We start from the raw sequence: 17,397 nt of genomic DNA on the forward strand, positions 1-17,397 counted from the left end.
TAAATATACGAGTTTAGTATAAATGAAAGCAAAATGATTTAATATTGTAAAATATATAACATTAATGTAATAAATTTCATAATGAACAAAAAAAAGAAAAGCCTAGGCAATTAGCTTAGGCTTGCTCGTCAATAGTCGTCCTCTTCTAAATATTTACGTTTTGCTTTTATTATCAAATGCTCTTTGGAATAATACAGGTCGTACATCTTATCAAGCAATTTCCAACGTTCTTCATTGCTCATTTTTTGGATCGCTTCCAAAATTTCATCTGCAGTCATTTGCTTGTTTGCCATTGTTCATTTCAACTCCTCTCCTATTTCACTTTTATTATTAATGTTTTTTTATCCGCATCAGCAAACAAAGGACCAAACTGTGAAAATCCGATCCTGACTGAAGGGGATATTTATTTATATTTTCTCTAAATCTTCATTCATTTGATTTGCTAAGTTTTTGAAATATAAATAGTAGCAACCCCATATAACTAAATAGACTACAATAAATATAGCTGCTGAAATAAGGATGTTTTTCAAATCAAACGGGATCCACCCAATTCCCAAGGACAGGATAAAATATAAAACAATTACTGTAACAAAGTGCAATGCCGTTTGTTGCGACAGACGGAGCGATTCTAATTCAAAATAAAGCGAAGATACGGCAAAAAACCATCCACAAAATATGCTCCCAAATGAGTTTTTTATAAATTCTTCACCATTAATGACAGGGAAATGACCGAAATAGATGATAGAGCTAGTTACCACTACTGCGATAAAGGAACCGATCAATATCCCGATGATGCTTCTGTATAAGAATTTTTTCATTCTTTTTTCCCCCTATTCATTTTTAATGCTTTTTTGATGGCATGAACATAACGTCGAGAAACGTACTCTTTCACTCCTGATTTAAAATAAACGCATAGAGTGCCATTGAACGATGCTTCAAACCGGCTCAACTCATAGAGATTTACAATGACCGACTTAGAAATGCGAACAAACTTGTTAGAGGGAAGCAATTTTTCGAGCTCATACAGCTTTTCCTTCAATTTAAATGTTCCCTCGGCTGTCACCGCCTCGATGCTATCCCCATGAGCACGAAAAAAATGGATCTCATTTGGCTTTAATATATAATGCATATCACCATTTTTTCCGACAATAAATTCCGTCTCCATCCCTTTTAAAAAATCAAGAATTTCTTTAATCGTGTCATCTACTTCCTTACAGTGAATGGTCACGATTGTCTCAGCGTAATCGCTGTCAATATCCAAAGACACTTTCATTCTGCCCGCCTCCTTTACATTCATCTTTTTTATTAAATTGTATTCGTTATGCTAGCTGTTGTCTTCATGATAAAGGTAAAAGGTTGTTTTTCCATCCCATCCGGCAAAAATCGTCCCTTGAAATGCATACGATACATGAACCTCTCCCACCTCGGCGCTATACCGAAACTTCGATGAAACTGGACGATCTGGCCCAAAAAGACCACCTAGCACGGCGATTGATTTTTTCCTTTATTTACGACATAGTGAAAGATCTCTACTCTGAAATCGTATTCGGCAAATAAAAAAACAAGGAATTCCACATAAGTGGAATCCCTTGTCTCTATCCAACTATAACGAAAAACGAATATAAACAAAATACGGCAAGAGTCCGGTGGAATGCCGAACTCTTGCCGCATAAGGTTCACTCTTTTATACGTATCTATTTGACAGGTATTATTATTTAGCCAACCTGTATCCTTTAAACGAGTCAATCAAAGGAGCGGATGAAGGAATGATTATGGAGTTAATCTTAAATCCGCCCAATGTGGGTGTGCCTCAAGTCTACGCTCCATATCGCGGAACGCTTTGAGTGAACGGCTTAGCTTGCTGTAAGCGTCGCCTCCTTCACCCCAACCTTGGTAGCCAATCATCCCATTATAGCCCATCTTTTTAAGCTGTCCAAGCAACGCAAAATTATCTAACTCCCCGACATCCAAAGGCTCGATTGTCGCCACTCCCCCAAAACCGTGAGGATCTCGGCGGCTGCCAGAAATGTTTACTTGTTTTAAGTAAGGGGATACCGCTCTAAGCGTACCTAATAGGTTTGTTCCATCGACTGCGTACCAATGGTAGCCGCAAAATACAATGCCGAGATTAGGATGATTGAGACGCTTGCAAAGTCTTACTGCATCTTCATGGCGTTCAACCCAGAATGATAAGTGTGTGTAAAGTAAGATATTAATGTTTCTTCGTTCCGCAATCTTCAGTGCTTTTTCCAGCCACTTCACAGCGATGTCGTCCCCTTTAGGGTCTGAAGGGCGTATATGATGTCCGACAGATTGAATCGCCAGCTCGACCGTGGAGCATCCTTCCATGATCTCCAGCATTTTTAAAATACCCGTATTTCTTGGATGGTCCTCACCTAATGAAAGGTCTAACACAACGTACACGCCAGCGACATCCAGTCCATATTTCTCCTTAACGTTTTTCAGCTTCTCTACATCTCTCCACCGTTCTCCGTGCCAGACGGATAAATGGGTCGCATCATACCCGATCTCTTTTAGCATTTCACACCGAGCTTCAAAGCTATAAATGCCCATGGAGTTATAAAAAGCAAAATCCATTGCATAAAATTTGTAAGCCATGTTTCTAAATTCTCCCTTCGGATGAATGCTTCATTACAGTGATTTCAATGCTTCCGCAATCTCTGTATCCCCTGACATTAAATCGAATGCTTTTTTATACGTATTTGGTTCATCAAGAGATTGAACGATTGTTCTTGCTACATCTTCGCGTGGAATGCTCCCGACATTTAAGTTTTCTGCTACAGCAACCAACCCTGTGCCTTTTTCATTAAGAAGATATCCAGGACGAATAATTGTATAATTTAAACCACTATTCATTAACATACGGTCAGCATAATGTTTAGCGACATAATAAGGTTTGAGGTTTTCTGGCCAGTTCTCACGGTTGTGGGCCTGGAATGAGCTCACCATGACAAATCGTTTAATTCCGACTTTTTCTGCAGCTTCCATCGCTTTTACGGCACCGTCTAAATCGACAAGCAATGTCTTATCCGCTCCTGTGTGTCCACCTGAACCGGCGGAAAATACAATCGCGTCACAGCCTTTGGCTGCTTCGGCAATTTCATCGACAGTACCTTCAAGATCAGCGAGTACCGCTTCAATTCCTTTTTTCTGAAAAGCCTCCAATTGCTCTTGTTTTCGAACCATTGCACGAACGGTGTGCCGCTCATGCGCATGAAGCATGCTCACCACTTGTTGGCCTACTTTTCCGTTGGCACCAATGACCAAAACTTTCATACGCATCCTCCCTTTCTTATATTTACGTCTTTAAAGGTTATCAACCAAATGGATTGTCCTCATCATGATAAAGCCGGAAAGTGTGGAAGCACAAATTCACCTAATTCTTCGATCACTTCTTCTACTGGGCGTTGGCCATATTTTAAGTTGATGATGACATGGTTCACACCTGCATCTCGTAAAGCTTCAAGAAATTCGATAAGGAAAACGCGGCCTGTACGGAATCCAAGATGAATCGGTATTGGTACATGATATGGGTCTTCCGCCAAATCAACATAAAGCGATTGGGTAAATGGCTTAAATTCCTCTGTTAACGAACGCCAATTCTCGATTAATGCTCTTTGAAATTTGAGTGCACGTGGATAGTAAATCCAACCATCACTATGTTCAGCAATCCATTCAGGAGACTGTCCACTGTGACCTGTCACCATTACTGGTATGTCTGACAATTTCGGTTTTGGCAAAAGATCTCCATTTGTCATATGCACTCGTAAAGAGTCAATGACAGGAAAATGCTCTTTCCATGCTTTTTTCATGACACCAATTGCTTCTCGGAATAATTCGCTCCGATCTTCTGGATTCACAGAGAATGCTGGAAACTCGATTGGACGGTCACCTGTTGCGACACCGAGAATAAGTCTTTCACCAGATAATCTGTCTACAGAAGCCGCCGCTTTTGCGACATGAAGAGGATGGCGCAATGTTAAAATAATACTTCCCGTTCCCAAGGCAATCTTTTCTGTGTTGGCAGCAACATACCCTAAATACGTAAACGGGTCATATATTTGCCCGACATCCCCGAAATTAGGATCGCGCAACGGTACATCTCTCACAAATAATGAAGCGAAATTGAGTTCTTCTGCTCGTTTGGCTAACTTCATTTGTTTTTCTATATTCATCTCAGGGACATCGCCCATATACGATTCAATCGGAAAGAACAATCCTAAAGTTAGTTTGTTTTCTTGATACATGCGTGAATACCCTTTGTGATTTTTAAATTTTTCCATTTCACATCTACCTTCCAATTATTTTTTAATTTCGTTGTATCTAGAAAAACGTTCCATCAAAACATAAAATATCTTAAAGATGATTCAGTATGATGTTTTGTAGTTACTCTTTGTATGATAGCCGATAAAATTCCCCGAGATTTATTCCTTATCACAGCACTTATTATTCCTGACAAGATAGCGTGCATACAGGGTGTCATTCTATAGTCAAATAGTGTATTGTTTTAAGATGCCGCAGTGGCAGTTGAAGCATCCATTTTTATCACTTCGTCAATAATCGCACTGCCAAGACAAACATCATTGTCATAAAATACCGCTACTTGTCCTGGAGTAACAGCTTTAACTGGTTTTTCGAATTCCACAAAAGCCGTTCCATTCGGACGAATATGAACGGTTACTTTCTGATCTTCTTGACGGTATCTGAATTTAGCTGTACATGCAAATGTACGTGGACGAACATCCCCGTTAATAAAGCTAATGTTCGATGCAATAAGACCGGTAGAAAACAGAGCAGGATGATTTTTACCTTGAGCGACGAGTAAAACGTTGTTTTCTAAATCTTTATCGACGACATACCAAGGTTCCCCTGTTCCTTTTCCACCGATTCCAAGTCCTTTTCGTTGGCCAATCGTATAGTACATCAACCCATCATGAGTACCTAGCACTTCTCCATCTAGAGAACGAATTTCTCCGGGCTGTGCCGGTAAATAATTCTTTAAAAAGCTTTTGAAATTTCTTTCTCCAATAAAACAGATTCCTGTACTATCTTTTTTATTGGCGTTAACAAGGTTCAATTCTTGAGCGATTTTTCGTACTTCATCTTTCGTTAATTCTCCAATAGGAAACAGGACTTTTGACAAATGCTCTGCTGTTAATTGGCTAAGAAAATACGTTTGATCTTTATTGGGATCTTTTCCACGCAATAAGGCGATTTGGCCATTTTCTCTGCTGATTCTTGCGTAATGGCCTGTCGCGATATAATCAGCATCTAGTGAAAGAGCGTAGTCAACAAACGCTTTAAACTTAATTTCTGTATTGCATAAAACATCTGGATTTGGTGTTCGCCCCCGTTTCAACTCATCTATAAAGTACGTAAACACACGATCCCAATATTCTTTTTCGAAGTTCACACTGTAATAAGGAATCCCGAGTTGATTGGCAACTCTCTTAACATCTTCGTAATCTTCCGTTGCTGTACATACACCATCGTCATTAGTGTCATCCCAATTTTTCATAAATACACCGATTACGTCATACCCCTCTTGTTTTAAAAGGTAGGCTGCCACAGAGGAATCAACCCCACCCGACATTCCAACGACAACCCGTTTTTTCTTCAACCTTATTCACCTTCTTAAACTGAAATATTTTTTGTTACAGTTATGTTTAAAAAAAAATTTATGGAGCACAACTAACATAAAAGCATTAGTCGTACTTTTGTTTCAGGCATGAAAACCTAACTACTATTGATTTCATCAATGATATCTTTGATCGTTACACCTTTTAAATAATTTAAAAAGTGTTCTTCCGCATTGTGAAAAACGCGAATGAGTATATTTGATAGGTTTCTGCCTATTGGACAATTCTCATTGGAATCAGGGCATTTCGGTACAAGCGTTTCCTCACTAGTGATTTTAAATATTTTGTCTAACGTAATATGTTCCGGTGAATCGTTTAAAGAGAATCCGCCTTTTGCCCCTTCTTTAGAAGTAATAATATTTTCTTTCCTTAATATGCTCAAAATTTTCCTTAATCTTGCTGGGTGGACAGAAACACTTTGGGCAATGTCTTCACTGGTCACTCGTTGGCTTTGCTTTTGGGCCAGGTAAGCGACGCAGTGAACGGCAATCGAAAAATCGCTATTCATAATGAACCTTCCTCCTAACTGTAATAATAATGATTACAGTTGATATTGTCAATTGCAAATAATTTCTAAAGTCCTTCAGTTTCGAGTGTTGGTAAATCATTATATATATCTTCAATTTTCATCTTCACACTTCCCCCAAGAGCTTTTTACTTGTAATATTCTGTCTCTTTGTACAATTCCCCTTCTTCAACTAAACTGTCCCATTAGCCCATCGCTTCGCGGCACCACAGATTAAAGAAGAATTTCCGTTCTCCCATGGGAGATAGCATATATTTATTGCACCAATTTTGATACTTAATCGTAAATATGAAGATAGGGGCTATAATTCTTGTGTCCTTATTCTTTTTTACAGAGTTAACAACTCGAAATATATTTTAAATTTATTACATCGTGTTCTATTTCGAGGAAATTCTTGATTTCTTCCCGCATGATCAGTTCTAATTTTTCCTTTACAAACTGACGAATGACACTTTCCAGTTGATTTGCCCAGTCGACATTCGGTATACTTTTAGATATAGGTAGGGTTCTCCTTTCTCTGGAATGTGTTGTGGTCCAAATCAGAGAATACCTTTTTTCTTTTGTTCTAGCAAAATGCTTTACACAAACTTTTATACATCATCGATTTATCAGAAAAATTAACGATTAATTAAATTCAATATGTTATAATCTTTATGTATTGTAAATTAAATCAAGAAATGGGGGGAATAGAAAATGGGAATTGGTGATTTCTTTTTTCAGGCTTCTTCAGTTCTTATTATTTTTGTTTCTGTCGCTTTAGTTTTTCTAGTATTTAGATTTTTATTTAGAAAATCAAAAAAAGAGGAAAATTATTAAATGTATTTACATTAGATAGACATCATTCTTCTAAAAAGCAGCAAAATTTTAATAAAAATTCAGATAAATATTGTTATAAAAGTAATAAATGACGTACCAAAACTGAAACTGATGTCAGTTTGTACGTCATTTTTATAGCTGGATTTACCTAAATATGGTTCACTATCGTAGTGACAATACAACAGTGTATCTTGAATAGGAACAAAACGTTCGAAGCGACCTTTTGTGTTTCGAATGCGGATGACTTTTTGCTCCCAAATAATATCCGTTGTTTTTATACTTACTAATTCATTTACTCGAACCCCTGTTTCCAACAGCAACATCATAATCGTATAATCCCTTAAACCTACAAACGTGCGAAGGTTGCATGCTTTAAATAACGCCTTTATCTGCTGGTTATCAAATGTTTCTACAATCCTTTTTCTATCCCTCAGCAATTGATGTCTTTCATCGGATTGCTTTTTATGAGATTTCGTCCTTCCAAAAAGTTAAAAAACGCCCTTAAAGCCCTCAAACGGGAATTGATACTGACTGTCTTAAGACCTTTTTCTTTCATGTACATAATGACATTTCGCTTAATGGTTTCTCCTGTCCATTCGTTTACACGTAATTCGATTTCTTGCTCTTTCAGCAGTTTTATAAACGCATTTAACTCACTGCGGTAATAAATCGTATGTTCCCGCAAATTTCTTAGTTCGCAATCCTCAATAAATATCTCTAACAATTCCTCAAATGTGTATTCAATTTCTGTGTTGTCGTCAGATATTAGCAACAACTCCTCACGACTCAACTCTCCTCTTCTTCCTCTCCTGCTCTTTCTCTGCAATTTTCTCTCATTTTCTATTTTTTTCATTTTCCATTTCACCTCACCGAACACGATTAGTCGCACACGATTTTTCTTACTCGAATCGTATTCGGTAAAAATAAAGAAAGGGTTCCCACATTCGTGAGAACCCTTGATCCTAAAGCCTTCTCCCTATTTTCGATGCCGATGGTGGGAGTCGAACCCACACGGGCAAAGCCCACACGATTTTGAGTCGTGCGCGTCTGCCAATTCCGCCACATCGGCGTAAAGACGTATATAATTTTACATTACAAATAATATAAAGTCAACTGTTTATTTCATGCCGAGGGCCGGACTCGAACCGGCACGGTAGTTACCTACCCCAGGATTTTAAGTCCTGTGCGTCTGCCAATTCCGCCACCCCGGCTCTGCCATATATGGAGGCGGCACCCGGATTCGAACCGGGGATAAAGGTTTTGCAGACCTCTGCCTTACCACTTGGCTATGCCGCCGCAGGGAAGCGGAAGACGGGACTCGAACCCGCGACCCCCACCTTGGCAAGGTGGTGTTCTACCACTGAACTACTTCCGCATCGTGATCATGGCTGGGGTAGCTGGATTCGAACCAACGCATCACGGAGTCAAAGTCCGTTGCCTTACCGCTTGGCTATACCCCAAAAAAATAGAAGGAAGGGCGACTAGTGGGAATCGAACCCACGCATGCCAGAGCCACAATCTGGTGCGTTAACCACTTCGCCATAGTCGCCATACATATTTATTTTATGGCAGGGGCAGTAGGAATCGAACCCACACCGGAGGTTTTGGAGACCTCTGTTCTACCATTAAACTATGCCCCTAGTATAAAATGGAGGGGGACGGATTCGAACCGCCGAACCCAAAGGGAGCGGATTTACAGTCCGCCGCGTTTGGCCACTTCGCTACCCCTCCGTAACCATGGTGCCGACTGCAGGACTTGAACCCGCAACCTACTGATTACGATTCAGTTGCTCTACCAATTGAGCTAAGTCGGCATAAGAAACATTGATATACCCTTAGTTTTTTGTGTCCCTTCCTCTGCTAGCTTATTCAATGATGTTAGATGCATCGGGACAACTCGGAGCAAATTCATAAAAGCTTAAGCTCGTCTCTACCAGTTGAGCTAAGTCGGCACATCAGCCAGAAAAACTTCAAACTTATTTAAAGAGTAAATGGTGGCTCGGGACGGAATCGAACCGCCGACACAAGGATTTTCAGTCCTTTGCTCTACCGACTGAGCTACCGAGCCATTTTATTATCTTAATTTAAATTCTGTGTTGTCGTGTCCCTTCCTCTTCTAGCTCATTCAGCGATGTTAGATGCGTCGGGACAACTCGCAGCATATTCATGGAAGTATCGCTCGTCGCTACCGAGCCATTTTTTTAATTAGCATTAATTCCATTGTGGCGGTCCCGACGGGACTCGAACCCGCGATCTCCTGCGTGACAGGCAGGCATGTTAACCACTACACTACGGGACCAATATTGGTTGCGGGGGCAGGATTTGAACCTGCGACCTTCGGGTTATGAGCCCGACGAGCTACCGGACTGCTCCACCCCGCGACGATGATGGTGGAGGATGACGGGATCGAACCGCCGACCCCTTGCTTGTAAGGCAAGTGCTCTCCCAGCTGAGCTAATCCTCCACAAAAAGAAAGTGACCCGTACGGGATTCGAACCCGTGTTACCGCCGTGAAAGGGCGGTGTCTTAACCACTTGACCAACGGGCCATAGTAACAAAATTAGTGGCGGAGAGCAAGGGATTCGAACCCTTGAGGCGCTATTCGCGCCTACACGATTTCCAATCGTGCTCCTTCGACCACTCGGACAGCTCTCCAAGATGGCTCCGCAGGCAGGATTCGAACCTGCGACCAATCGGTTAACAGCCGATTGCTCTACCACTGAGCTACTGCGGAATAATATGAAGGAGTTATATAATAAATTGTTATAAACTTTTTCATTGATTGGACAAATATTATTATAATGACCAATATTACCATGTCAAGAGTTTTTTTATTTATTTCATTCCCTCAAAACTAGATAACCGTCTGTTTGGAAGAAGCCGTTTTGCATAGGCGGCTAAACAGTCGCCTCCGCTTTTCGCTTTGTCCAGCTCCGGCTCGCAGCGCCTTCCGGAAAATAACCTTCCTCCGTCGACATGCAAGCATGTCTCGTCGGAAGAACATTTTCCTTTTGGCGCTAAGCGCTCGCCTCCGCTTTTCCGCTTGGTTAAGTCCTCGATCGATTAGTATCCGTCAGCTCCACGTGTCGCCACGCTTCCACCTCGGACCTATCGACCTCGTCATCTTCGAGGGATCTTACTCGCTTGACGCGATGGGAAATCTCATCCCGAACAGAAGCAAGCTTCCGTTCGGTCCGCTCGACTTGCATGTATTAGGCACGCCGCCAGCGTTCGTCCTGAGCCAGGATCAAACTCTCCAAAAAGAAAGTTGATTGGCTTATTTAATTCGGCACCGACACCGAAGGTGTCAAGCACTTCAGCTTTTCTTATTGTCCAGCTTCAGCGCCTAGCTCTCTTGTGCCAAATAACCTTCCCCCTCGAAGTGCAAGCACTTCAGCGGGTGAAGAACATTTGGCTTCGAGAGCTGATCGCAGCACTTCAGCTTTTCGTTGTGGACGCTTCGTTTTGTTCAGTTTTCAAAGAACATTTGCTACTCAAAACAGCTTCTTAATAATATCACAGCGTTTTTTTATTGTCAACTAATTTTTTTCGTTATCAAGATTGTTCAATTAATTCATTAGCGACGCTATTTAATATAACACCTTAATCTAAAAAATGCAACCCCTTTTTTATATTTTTTTGTTCCTTCAAATTTATTTAAATGGCGCAATTAACTTTTTCACAACAATCGGAATTGGACATTCTCATTTCAACTGTTTACGATTACAACTTTAACCGAATTATTTATTACAAATCAACTATACACCGCTTTATAAACATAATAATTACACATATCTCATACATATAAATTAAATAATATTGCCGTTTTTCATCGATTCGTTCGATAAAAAACAAAACATCTTACTTTGAATTTACTAAATGAGCCGATCTCCTCTCATGTTAATAATGTGGATAATTTGTGAATAACATGTGAATAACTTGTTGTTAAGGAGGAAAATATGATTAAAATTCAAGATACGATTGTGTATAACGACTTTCTCGCGCATTCTTCTCTTTCAAAAAAGCAAGAAAAAATATTTGAAGCATTATTAAAATCACCAGAAACCTACGTATATAAAAACGAACATCAACTTTTGTTTGAAATTATTTTGCGCGATCGCATTATCGATACGGCCATCTCGCTCGCAAAAAGCAAAGTAAGGTTTGCTATTTTTCGTCTTTCAAAATGCAATGAGCAATTTTGGATAAAAAATGAGTTGGGAGGTTTCCAATTAAAAGAAGGCGTGCTTCCCTCAGATGCGATAAACGATATTTTCATAAACAGCCATTTATACGCCTTTGAGTGCGCTACCGCCATCGTTATCGTGTTTTACAAGGCAGTATTGGATGTTATGGATAAACAGACATTTAATAGGCTGTTTTCCAATCTCTTATTATACGATTGGCATGTCGATCAAGACTTAGGAGTAAAAACAAAAAAGGGAGAAGACTATCTCCCAGGCGACTGTCTTTATTTTAAAAACCCTGAATTCGATCCGCAAACGCCGCAGTGGCAGGGAGAAAATACGATCTATTTAGGAAACGACCTGCATTACGGGCATGGAATCGGGATTAAAACGTCAGAAGAAATCATCGCCGCTTTAAATAAAAAAAGGAAAAAAGATGCTACAAAATCAGCCTACTTGCTTCCGCAAACGACAAGAGTCGATTTTATTTATTTATCTCAGTTTTCTAGCACCCCCGGAGGCTATCGTCTTCCCATTAACAAGAAATATTTCATTACCGGGACGCTTGGGTCAGCTACTTTCTTGTATTGGTAGCGACCCTTTTCGATTTTCTCCCCACAAATATGTTCCGATTCCTGTTAAAATGAAAATCCCCCCCATCAATTGGGACGGTTGAATGATCTCTCCAAGCAAAAAGTAAGCTAATATTGTTGCACCGACTGGCTCAAATAAAATGCTCATCGAAATGGTTGCAGCACTTACCCATTTTACCGACCAGTTCATCAGTGAATGTCCGAGCAACGTTGGCACAATCGCCAGCAAAATAAAGCAAATCCAATCTATTTTTCTATATGAAAACAACGGAAATTGAAAAGCAAGCACATAAAGAAAGAGCGTCAAAGAACTAATTCCGTATACAATATATGTATATGTCATTAATGACAGGCGTTTTCGTAACTCTTGACCAAACAGCCAATACCCTGTTACCATTGCACATGCCAAAAGCGCTAGTATATCACCAAATAATGCTTTACCGCTAATTCGGAAGTCACCCCAACTAATGATAATGCTTCCAACAATAGCTAATAATGCGCTAAGAAACGATCCCGCTGTCAATCGTTCTTTAAAAAAGACATATCCGCCAATAAATGCAAACAACGGTTGTAACGTTACAAGTACAACCGAACTCGTTACAGAAGTATAGTTTAATGACTCAAACCAAAGAATAAAATGAAACGCTAAGAGCACACCAGAGATGATGGAAAATATCCATTCTCGTTTCGAGATCATTTTTAATTCGGAAACATATTTCACAAAAAGTGGTGTCATGAATAGCACAGTAAAAAACAAACGATAAAATGCAATGACGGAGGCAGGAGCATGCGCCCATTTCACAAGAATGGCGGAAGTAGATACGGAGATTACTCCGACAAACAATGCAAAGTATGGTTTCCATAAACTTGATGATTTCATTGTCCATCCCCCTTAAAACGTTTTATCATGATTATACCATCATACAAACAGAAGAGGTGATCATATATGAACTTCGATCCTTTTATCAAACTAGGAATATCAGCTATATTAGGAATGATTATCGGATTAGAGAGAGAATTAAAACGCAAACCCGTTGGTCTAAAGACATGTTTAGTAATTTCTATTTCCAGCTGCTTATTAACCATTGTATCGATTGAATCTGCTTATGTATTTCCTCTAAAAAATCATATTACGATGGATCCACTCCGCCTTGCCGCTCAAATTGTCTCAGGAGTCGGATTTCTCGGGGCAGGAGTCATTTTACGGCGCGGCAACGATAGTATTTCTGGGCTGACAACCGCTGCGATCATTTGGGGAGCGGCTGGCATCGGAATCGCAGTCGGTGCCGGATTCTATTTAGAATCTGCATTTGGCGTTGCGCTATTAATTGTGAGTGTTGAGCTAATTCCTGTTATAATCAGTTTTTTTGGACCAAAACAATTGCGAGAAAAAGAAATTCTTCTACAAATCACCGTTGCGGATGCAAAAAATATTGCCGACGTAATTCACAAACTCAAATTGCAAAATATCGATATTAAGACAATGCGTATTAAAGACTTAGACGACAACCATCATTTAATTAAACTAAAAGCATCTGTTGACCAAAAACGCGCCGCTGCCGACGTCTACTATGCCATTCGCACCATTGATTCGATCGTCCATATCGATATAGAAAGCGCCTAATCCTTCTAAACAAAAATTAGATAAAATTGTATTGCATTTCAAAAAAGGCGTATATATAATAAAAACGGACAATAATATTCCGTGAAAATGGGGCATTAGCTCAGTTGGGAGAGCGTCGTGCTGGCAGCGCGAAGGTCACCGGTTCGAACCCGGTATGCTCCATTCGAGAAACCCTTGCGCGGCAAGGGTTTTTTCTTTTTTATCTGGATAGGCATCGTTCGTTTTGAGGCGGTTGTTGACGAATTGTTGACGAATTCATTTAAGCCCTGCCAGAAGGCTGGGATTCTATTTTACACGCAATTTTTGTCCGACAAGAATCAAGTCGGGATTTTTAATGTTATTCAGCTTCACTAAGTTTTGCACTGATGTATTGTATCGTTTCGCAATCGCAGTGAGCGTATCGCCTTTCTGCACGATATAAATTTGAGGTTTTCTTTTTTGACTGCAACTGTAGATTTCACCGGTTTCTTATTTCCGACTTTATCGTACTTCGTAAGATCGTACTTTTCGATAATACTAATCAACTTTGACGCATAGTTTAGGTCGGTTGCATAACCGCACTCCTGGACCTTTTTGCAAGCTATCACATAGTTAGTTTCGCCGATGATCGGTTTATATTTATTGCGATCCCAGCTGACGCCATTCACGTACAACTTTGCTAAATCATCAAGGCTCTCGAACCACGAAGGATACTTCCGGAATGCTGCGTCTGTTTGATATGCTTTGCCCCCTCTATATTCTGTGGTTTTCATCGTCACCGATTGGCCGTTGCAGCTTCCTTAATCCCAAAAAGATTTTTTCCTTTTTTGGGATAATCCACTCTTTCCAAAATTCGATTCAAGGCAAGCTTGAGCAATCACAAGAGAAGCTAAAATATTGTACTTTTCTTGAATCCGCTGTGCAAAAGGTGCGATTTCTTGAATGAAATTGCTCATCGTGTTTCCTCCCTCTATAAATGTTGATATATCAACGGTTGTAGCCGTCTCAGGGGTGTCAAAAAAATATTTTTCGACAAAGTTTCTAACATTATTTCTTAAATATGTGTATATCTTACATTGACGGGGTACGCTTCGCGGCCACTACTGGTTAAATTTGGTTGTAGTGGGGGAAGCGTATGGGATGCACCGTGGATCTCTGCATCGCTGATGATGACGAACCCTCCCATGTCTCTTGGCATCCTTGCGCCTACATTCCTTCGTTCGGTCTAGTCATCAGGCAGAGGCCGGCTAAGCTCCTTTAGGGACTCAAGGTCGAATGGATGATATCGCGCCAGCTTCTCCGTGTCATCCTTGTTGTCTAGAGAATCGAGACTATAGGCATCAAGCAGCCGTTTCGAGGCCAAAGATGTCCTAAAGCCTGGTAAAGTGATCAAATCTTTGATAAACTGAGATTGCATGCGAAATTTCCTCCATGGTTGATGGTTTGGTCACCTTTACCATACAGGAAATTTCGCATTTTTTGTACCCTTGATCAGAAAATAACCTGATTGTCAAGTACATTTTGTGGTGAAGAGCCTAAAAATTTATGGAGTTTATTATTTTTATAATTTTTTTCATTACTAGTCTCGACTTTTTTAAAAGGAGCAATTATAAATTTGATTGAAAAGTAAATCAATTAAATTAAAAAATAAAATCAGATAAACAATAAACAAAATTGAAGGGAGAAATAATGAAAAGGACAATAAACATTTCCGTCTTAATACTAGTTTTGGCTGGGTTATGGTTTTTAGGGGATTGGAGTCAACAAACTCAAGTTAATGAAGGAGCTACTACCATGGAAGGTTTTATAGTTTTCCAGAATGATGCTGTATACCTTGTCGAAGATACAGATTTCAATAAAGATGATGCTGAAAATCTTTCAATTCAAGAAATTATAAGCAAATATAAATTCGTCGCAAAATTAAATATAAGTAATAGTTCTAGCCTTAAAGACATTCATAATGGAGATAAAGTGAAAATTTGGTATTTGGAAATTCTGGAATCAGTACCAGCCAAAATAAAGGTGTTGAAAATTGAAAAAATATGAAAAAATTACTCATTTTCCCCAAAAATGTATTCACATATTTAGGTAAATTGTTAAAATTAAATTGTATAAGAATACAAAAGGAGGGAAATTATGAAAAATTTTTTCGCTAGTATTCTATTTTTGTTGTGTTTATTATTGATTCCTTTGACTTCTTTTGCTAATGAAATCGAAGATTACCATCCGTATGATATGGTAAATTCAAAAGGTGAAGTCATCAAGTATGCAGATTATATTAAAAAATTAAATACTTCTTCTACTAGAGAAAAGAAGGAAAACTATAATGGAACCGGTGAAATTCTTCCAATGAGACAACTACCAGATTATAAGAAATACAAACCATATAAGAGTTTAAATCCTTCTACTACTAGTGAAGCAATAGAAAAATTAATTTTTCCTTACGTTGTAATTGGTGACGATGGTCGTAGAGTTGTAGAAGATACTTCTGCTAGTCCTTTTAAACAAATTTCTTACATTGAATTAGAGTGGGACAATTTCTGGGGTTGGTGTACAGGAACATTGATTGGAAAAGATACTGTTTTGACAAATGCTCATTGTGTGATTGATCCTTATACGAAGCAAGGAATTAGAAGTGCATATGTAATTCCAGGATTAAATAACAATCATTATAGTTACGGTGCCTATGAAGTTGTCGATTACTTCGTAACAAGCCACTGGATTAATACGGGTGATTCATCGCAAGATTTCGCTGTACTTAAATTAGCTCCATATCTAGGAAAAAATGCTGGTGATGTTGCAGGATATCTTCCAATAAGACAAGTGACCAATATCGTAAACCAAACTATTAAAATATATGGTTATCCTGCAGACAAGATTAATGCTACAGGAACATTCTCTCAATGGGGGATGTCTGGATCTGTAGAAAGAGAAGATACTAATTTAGCCTTTTATAAGTTAGATACTTATAATGGCCAGTCTGGAGCTGCTATGTTAAATAGTTCAAATGAAATTGTGGGTGTTCACAGAGGTGGATATGTCTTTAGTGATGGACAAACATTTAATGGTGGACCGAAAATGATTAAACCGGTTTACGATTTCATCAAAGCAGCTCAATAAAACAGCTTTATTTATACACTCCCAATTACATACTCCCTATCGGGGAGTTTTTTTGTTTAGGAAATTAAAAATTCTCGATTTGTGGATAAGTGTTTGAAAAATGTTCGTTTAAATATAGGGGAGCAATTAGGAGGAAATAGTGTCGAGATTTGGCGAACGAATTATGTAGGAAAATTCCTCCTTTTGTCGAATCTTTTAGTTTAAAAATATAAAGGGGGATATTTTCGATGAATATATATGATTACGCTAGGTATCCAACGCCAGAAGAATGGGATCAGATTTATAAGAAAAAAGCAAACTCTCTATATATATGCTCATTGAAAAGTTAACCTTCGTATAAGTGGTTCCCACTCCGGTTATACTGCTCCTAAGGAAAAGTATGGAAAAGGAGCGGAATTCTGCATGAAACGTCTCAAAATCACCAACGATCACGGATGGACACCTCGGACACTTCGCAAACAGGAACGGAAAATCAAAAACACCCTTCTTCGCCAACGGGTGATGGCTCAAACTTCTCCGAAGGGAAAAACTGCGCGTACGGCACAAACCGCGAGCAGTCATCGATATAGGCGATCAAAAACGTTTTCTGGGCTTTCCCATTGACTCGAATCGTTGGTCCATGGGATAAGTCCCATAGCCATCAAGTTAAGAATTTGATCTTTTTTCAGCGCCAAAAACATGGTATCCTTTCTAACGAAAATCATCGTTGGAAAGGATTGTTTTTTGATGGCAAAAAAGATGAAGGCATGGATAAAAACGATTCGTCAACTCTTCTCCTCTGAAGAACTGACCCGTCTGGCACGGAAAGTCGGATTCATTCAGCGGCAGCGTTCATTAACAGCGGAAGTAACTATTCAGCCACATCATAAAGTGAGCTGAATATTTTCTTCTT

The 17,397-nt window shown here is 39.3% G+C and carries 18 protein-coding genes, 17 tRNA genes and 4 pseudogenes; 7 read left to right on the forward strand and 32 right to left on the reverse strand.

Annotated elements, in window-relative coordinates; genetic code table 11:
• Positions 1–128 precede the first annotated feature (128 nt).
• The 9 genes and pseudogenes from B9L23_RS20610 to B9L23_RS20170 form a co-directional block, all read right to left on the reverse strand.
• Positions 129–293 (reverse strand): hypothetical protein, encoded by a 165-nt coding sequence (locus B9L23_RS20610; RefSeq protein ID WP_015864897.1) that lies wholly within the window; start codon positions 291–293, stop codon positions 129–131.
• A 114-nt stretch (positions 294–407) separates the two neighbouring features.
• Positions 408–818: a DUF3021 domain-containing protein gene (locus tag B9L23_RS16650; protein WP_015864898.1), complete on the reverse strand. Its 411-nt coding sequence runs from the start codon at positions 816–818 to the stop codon at positions 408–410.
• On the reverse strand, positions 815–1,273 hold the full coding sequence (locus tag B9L23_RS16655; RefSeq protein ID WP_047818056.1) for a LytTR family DNA-binding domain-containing protein: 459 nt from the start codon (positions 1,271–1,273) through the stop codon (positions 815–817). The genes B9L23_RS16650 and B9L23_RS16655 overlap by 4 nt, the downstream gene beginning before the upstream one ends.
• 497 nt (positions 1,274–1,770) lie before the next feature.
• Entirely contained in the window at positions 1,771–2,619 is an 849-nt protein-coding gene (locus B9L23_RS16660) for a sugar phosphate isomerase/epimerase family protein (protein WP_062755099.1), read from the reverse strand.
• A 33-nt stretch (positions 2,620–2,652) separates the two neighbouring features.
• Complete coding sequence (locus B9L23_RS16665; RefSeq protein WP_015864901.1) at positions 2,653–3,297, reverse strand: SDR family oxidoreductase; 645 nt, start codon at positions 3,295–3,297, stop codon at positions 2,653–2,655.
• 62 nt (positions 3,298–3,359) lie between these two features.
• Positions 3,360–4,304, reverse strand: a complete 945-nt coding sequence (locus tag B9L23_RS16670; protein ID WP_020961348.1) for an LLM class oxidoreductase — start codon at positions 4,302–4,304, stop codon at positions 3,360–3,362.
• A gap of 224 nt (positions 4,305–4,528) precedes the next feature.
• Entirely contained in the window at positions 4,529–5,641 is a 1,113-nt protein-coding gene (gene mnmA / locus B9L23_RS16675) for a tRNA 2-thiouridine(34) synthase MnmA (RefSeq protein WP_089098047.1), read from the reverse strand.
• Positions 5,642–5,757: 116 nt separating this feature from the next.
• Positions 5,758–6,168, reverse strand: a complete 411-nt coding sequence (locus B9L23_RS16680; RefSeq protein WP_015374305.1) for an RrF2 family transcriptional regulator — start codon at positions 6,166–6,168, stop codon at positions 5,758–5,760.
• A gap of 393 nt (positions 6,169–6,561) precedes the next feature.
• Positions 6,562–6,684: pseudogene (locus B9L23_RS20170) on the reverse strand (IS256 family transposase); the annotation flags it as partial.
• 195 nt (positions 6,685–6,879) lie between these two features.
• On the opposite strand from B9L23_RS20170, the gene B9L23_RS21470 reads away from it, so the two are divergent.
• Positions 6,880–7,002 carry a hypothetical protein gene (locus B9L23_RS21470; RefSeq protein ID WP_255265204.1) on the forward strand — a complete coding sequence of 41 codons (123 nt, stop codon included), beginning with the start codon at positions 6,880–6,882 and terminating at the stop codon, positions 7,000–7,002.
• A gap of 59 nt (positions 7,003–7,061) precedes the next feature.
• On the opposite strand, the gene B9L23_RS16685 is transcribed toward B9L23_RS21470, so the two are convergent.
• From B9L23_RS16685 to B9L23_RS20615, 19 genes are all read right to left on the reverse strand, one after another.
• The gene (locus B9L23_RS16685; RefSeq protein ID WP_089098048.1) at positions 7,062–7,439 is read right to left on the reverse strand and encodes a tyrosine-type recombinase/integrase; all 378 of its coding nucleotides are present in this window, start codon (positions 7,437–7,439) and stop codon (positions 7,062–7,064) included.
• Entirely contained in the window at positions 7,433–7,855 is a 423-nt protein-coding gene (locus B9L23_RS16690) for a site-specific integrase (protein WP_081189982.1), read from the reverse strand. The genes B9L23_RS16685 and B9L23_RS16690 overlap by 7 nt, the downstream gene beginning before the upstream one ends.
• Positions 7,856–7,988: 133 nt before the next feature.
• Positions 7,989–8,071 (reverse strand) — tRNA-Leu (locus B9L23_RS16695).
• A 56-nt stretch (positions 8,072–8,127) separates the two neighbouring features.
• Positions 8,128–8,213: transfer RNA gene (locus B9L23_RS16700), tRNA-Leu, on the reverse strand.
• A gap of 11 nt (positions 8,214–8,224) precedes the next feature.
• A tRNA-Cys gene (locus B9L23_RS16705) sits at positions 8,225–8,298 on the reverse strand.
• A gap of 7 nt (positions 8,299–8,305) precedes the next feature.
• Positions 8,306–8,377, reverse strand: a tRNA-Gly gene (locus B9L23_RS16710).
• A gap of 10 nt (positions 8,378–8,387) precedes the next feature.
• Positions 8,388–8,462: transfer RNA gene (locus B9L23_RS16715), tRNA-Gln, on the reverse strand.
• 16 nt (positions 8,463–8,478) lie between these two features.
• A tRNA-His gene (locus B9L23_RS16720) sits at positions 8,479–8,551 on the reverse strand.
• A gap of 17 nt (positions 8,552–8,568) precedes the next feature.
• A tRNA-Trp gene (locus tag B9L23_RS16725) sits at positions 8,569–8,642 on the reverse strand.
• A gap of 9 nt (positions 8,643–8,651) precedes the next feature.
• Positions 8,652–8,733: transfer RNA gene (locus tag B9L23_RS16730), tRNA-Tyr, on the reverse strand.
• A 7-nt stretch (positions 8,734–8,740) separates the two neighbouring features.
• A tRNA-Thr gene (locus B9L23_RS16735) sits at positions 8,741–8,816 on the reverse strand.
• A 178-nt stretch (positions 8,817–8,994) separates the two neighbouring features.
• A tRNA-Phe gene (locus B9L23_RS16740) sits at positions 8,995–9,070 on the reverse strand.
• Positions 9,071–9,225: 155 nt separating this feature from the next.
• Positions 9,226–9,301, reverse strand: a tRNA-Asp gene (locus B9L23_RS16745).
• A 5-nt stretch (positions 9,302–9,306) separates the two neighbouring features.
• Positions 9,307–9,383 (reverse strand) — tRNA-Met (locus B9L23_RS16750).
• 7 nt (positions 9,384–9,390) lie between these two features.
• Positions 9,391–9,466, reverse strand: a tRNA-Val gene (locus tag B9L23_RS16755).
• A 12-nt stretch (positions 9,467–9,478) separates the two neighbouring features.
• Positions 9,479–9,550: transfer RNA gene (locus B9L23_RS16760), tRNA-Glu, on the reverse strand.
• 16 nt (positions 9,551–9,566) lie between these two features.
• Positions 9,567–9,657 (reverse strand) — tRNA-Ser (locus B9L23_RS16765).
• Positions 9,658–9,661: 4 nt separating this feature from the next.
• Positions 9,662–9,736, reverse strand: a tRNA-Asn gene (locus B9L23_RS16770).
• A 101-nt stretch (positions 9,737–9,837) separates the two neighbouring features.
• Positions 9,838–9,984: a hypothetical protein gene (locus B9L23_RS20615; protein ID WP_169712580.1), complete on the reverse strand. Its 147-nt coding sequence runs from the start codon at positions 9,982–9,984 to the stop codon at positions 9,838–9,840.
• A 977-nt stretch (positions 9,985–10,961) separates the two neighbouring features.
• Between B9L23_RS20615 and B9L23_RS16775 the strand changes: the two genes are divergently transcribed.
• Positions 10,962–11,783 carry a protein-glutamine gamma-glutamyltransferase gene (locus tag B9L23_RS16775; protein WP_081189112.1) on the forward strand — a complete coding sequence of 274 codons (822 nt, stop codon included), beginning with the start codon at positions 10,962–10,964 and terminating at the stop codon, positions 11,781–11,783.
• On the opposite strand, the gene B9L23_RS16780 is transcribed toward B9L23_RS16775, so the two are convergent.
• Positions 11,760–12,662 (reverse strand): DMT family transporter, encoded by a 903-nt coding sequence (locus B9L23_RS16780; protein ID WP_015864923.1) that lies wholly within the window; start codon positions 12,660–12,662, stop codon positions 11,760–11,762. The two genes, B9L23_RS16775 and B9L23_RS16780, sit on opposite strands and share 24 nt — an antisense overlap.
• Before the next feature lie 66 nt (positions 12,663–12,728).
• On the opposite strand from B9L23_RS16780, the gene B9L23_RS16785 reads away from it, so the two are divergent.
• Entirely contained in the window at positions 12,729–13,406 is a 678-nt protein-coding gene (locus B9L23_RS16785; RefSeq protein ID WP_015864924.1) for an MgtC/SapB family protein, read from the forward strand.
• A gap of 89 nt (positions 13,407–13,495) precedes the next feature.
• A tRNA-Ala gene (locus B9L23_RS16790) sits at positions 13,496–13,568 on the forward strand.
• Between the two features lie 129 nt (positions 13,569–13,697).
• Here B9L23_RS16790 and B9L23_RS16795 read toward each other — a convergent pair.
• Both B9L23_RS16795 and B9L23_RS21570 read right to left on the reverse strand, forming a co-directional pair.
• A pseudogene (locus B9L23_RS16795) lies at positions 13,698–13,838 on the reverse strand (LysM peptidoglycan-binding domain-containing protein); the annotation flags it as partial.
• A gap of 74 nt (positions 13,839–13,912) precedes the next feature.
• Positions 13,913–14,341, reverse strand: a pseudogene (locus B9L23_RS21570) (glycoside hydrolase family 73 protein); the annotation flags it as partial.
• Between the two features lie 733 nt (positions 14,342–15,074).
• On the opposite strand from B9L23_RS21570, the gene B9L23_RS16810 reads away from it, so the two are divergent.
• Positions 15,075–15,431, forward strand: a complete 357-nt coding sequence (locus B9L23_RS16810; protein WP_089098051.1) for a DUF3221 domain-containing protein — start codon at positions 15,075–15,077, stop codon at positions 15,429–15,431.
• Between the two features lie 90 nt (positions 15,432–15,521).
• Entirely contained in the window at positions 15,522–16,505 is a 984-nt protein-coding gene (locus B9L23_RS16815) for a trypsin-like serine peptidase (protein WP_089098052.1), read from the forward strand.
• A 505-nt stretch (positions 16,506–17,010) separates the two neighbouring features.
• Here the strand turns inward: B9L23_RS16815 and B9L23_RS20175 are convergent.
• Positions 17,011–17,145, reverse strand: a pseudogene (locus B9L23_RS20175) (IS481 family transposase); the annotation flags it as partial.
• A gap of 86 nt (positions 17,146–17,231) precedes the next feature.
• Here B9L23_RS20175 and B9L23_RS20625 point away from each other — a divergent pair.
• Complete coding sequence (locus B9L23_RS20625; RefSeq protein WP_169712550.1) at positions 17,232–17,384, forward strand: hypothetical protein; 153 nt, start codon at positions 17,232–17,234, stop codon at positions 17,382–17,384.
• The last annotated feature ends 13 nt before the right edge of the window (positions 17,385–17,397 follow it).

Source organism: Parageobacillus galactosidasius, assembly GCF_002217735.1.
Taxonomy (GTDB): Bacteria; Bacillota; Bacilli; order Bacillales; family Anoxybacillaceae; genus Parageobacillus_B; species Parageobacillus_B toebii.

Excerpts from the sequence above, each read along its gene's own strand:
- B9L23_RS16680 (WP_015374305.1), bottom strand. The coding sequence starts at position 6,168 with ATGAATAGCGATTTTTCGATTGCCGTTCACTGCGTCGCTTACCTGGCC.
- B9L23_RS20625 (WP_169712550.1), top strand. The coding sequence starts at position 17,232 with ATGGCAAAAAAGATGAAGGCATGGATAAAAACGATTCGTCAACTCTTC.
- B9L23_RS16650 (WP_015864898.1), bottom strand. The coding sequence starts at position 818 with ATGAAAAAATTCTTATACAGAAGCATCATCGGGATATTGATCGGTTCC.
- B9L23_RS16670 (WP_020961348.1), bottom strand. The coding sequence starts at position 4,304 with ATGGAAAAATTTAAAAATCACAAAGGGTATTCACGCATGTATCAAGAA.
- B9L23_RS16660 (WP_062755099.1), bottom strand. The coding sequence starts at position 2,619 with ATGGCTTACAAATTTTATGCAATGGATTTTGCTTTTTATAACTCCATG.
- B9L23_RS16810 (WP_089098051.1), top strand. The coding sequence starts at position 15,075 with ATGAAAAGGACAATAAACATTTCCGTCTTAATACTAGTTTTGGCTGGG.
- B9L23_RS16815 (WP_089098052.1), top strand. The coding sequence starts at position 15,522 with ATGAAAAATTTTTTCGCTAGTATTCTATTTTTGTTGTGTTTATTATTG.
- B9L23_RS16690 (WP_081189982.1), bottom strand. The coding sequence starts at position 7,855 with ATGAAAAAAATAGAAAATGAGAGAAAATTGCAGAGAAAGAGCAGGAGA.
- B9L23_RS16775 (WP_081189112.1), top strand. The coding sequence starts at position 10,962 with ATGATTAAAATTCAAGATACGATTGTGTATAACGACTTTCTCGCGCAT.
- B9L23_RS20610 (WP_015864897.1), bottom strand. The coding sequence starts at position 293 with ATGGCAAACAAGCAAATGACTGCAGATGAAATTTTGGAAGCGATCCAA.
- B9L23_RS16665 (WP_015864901.1), bottom strand. The coding sequence starts at position 3,297 with ATGAAAGTTTTGGTCATTGGTGCCAACGGAAAAGTAGGCCAACAAGTG.
- B9L23_RS16655 (WP_047818056.1), bottom strand. The coding sequence starts at position 1,273 with ATGAAAGTGTCTTTGGATATTGACAGCGATTACGCTGAGACAATCGTG.
- B9L23_RS16780 (WP_015864923.1), bottom strand. The coding sequence starts at position 12,662 with ATGAAATCATCAAGTTTATGGAAACCATACTTTGCATTGTTTGTCGGA.
- B9L23_RS16785 (WP_015864924.1), top strand. The coding sequence starts at position 12,729 with ATGAACTTCGATCCTTTTATCAAACTAGGAATATCAGCTATATTAGGA.
- B9L23_RS21470 (WP_255265204.1), top strand. The coding sequence starts at position 6,880 with ATGGGAATTGGTGATTTCTTTTTTCAGGCTTCTTCAGTTCTTATTATT.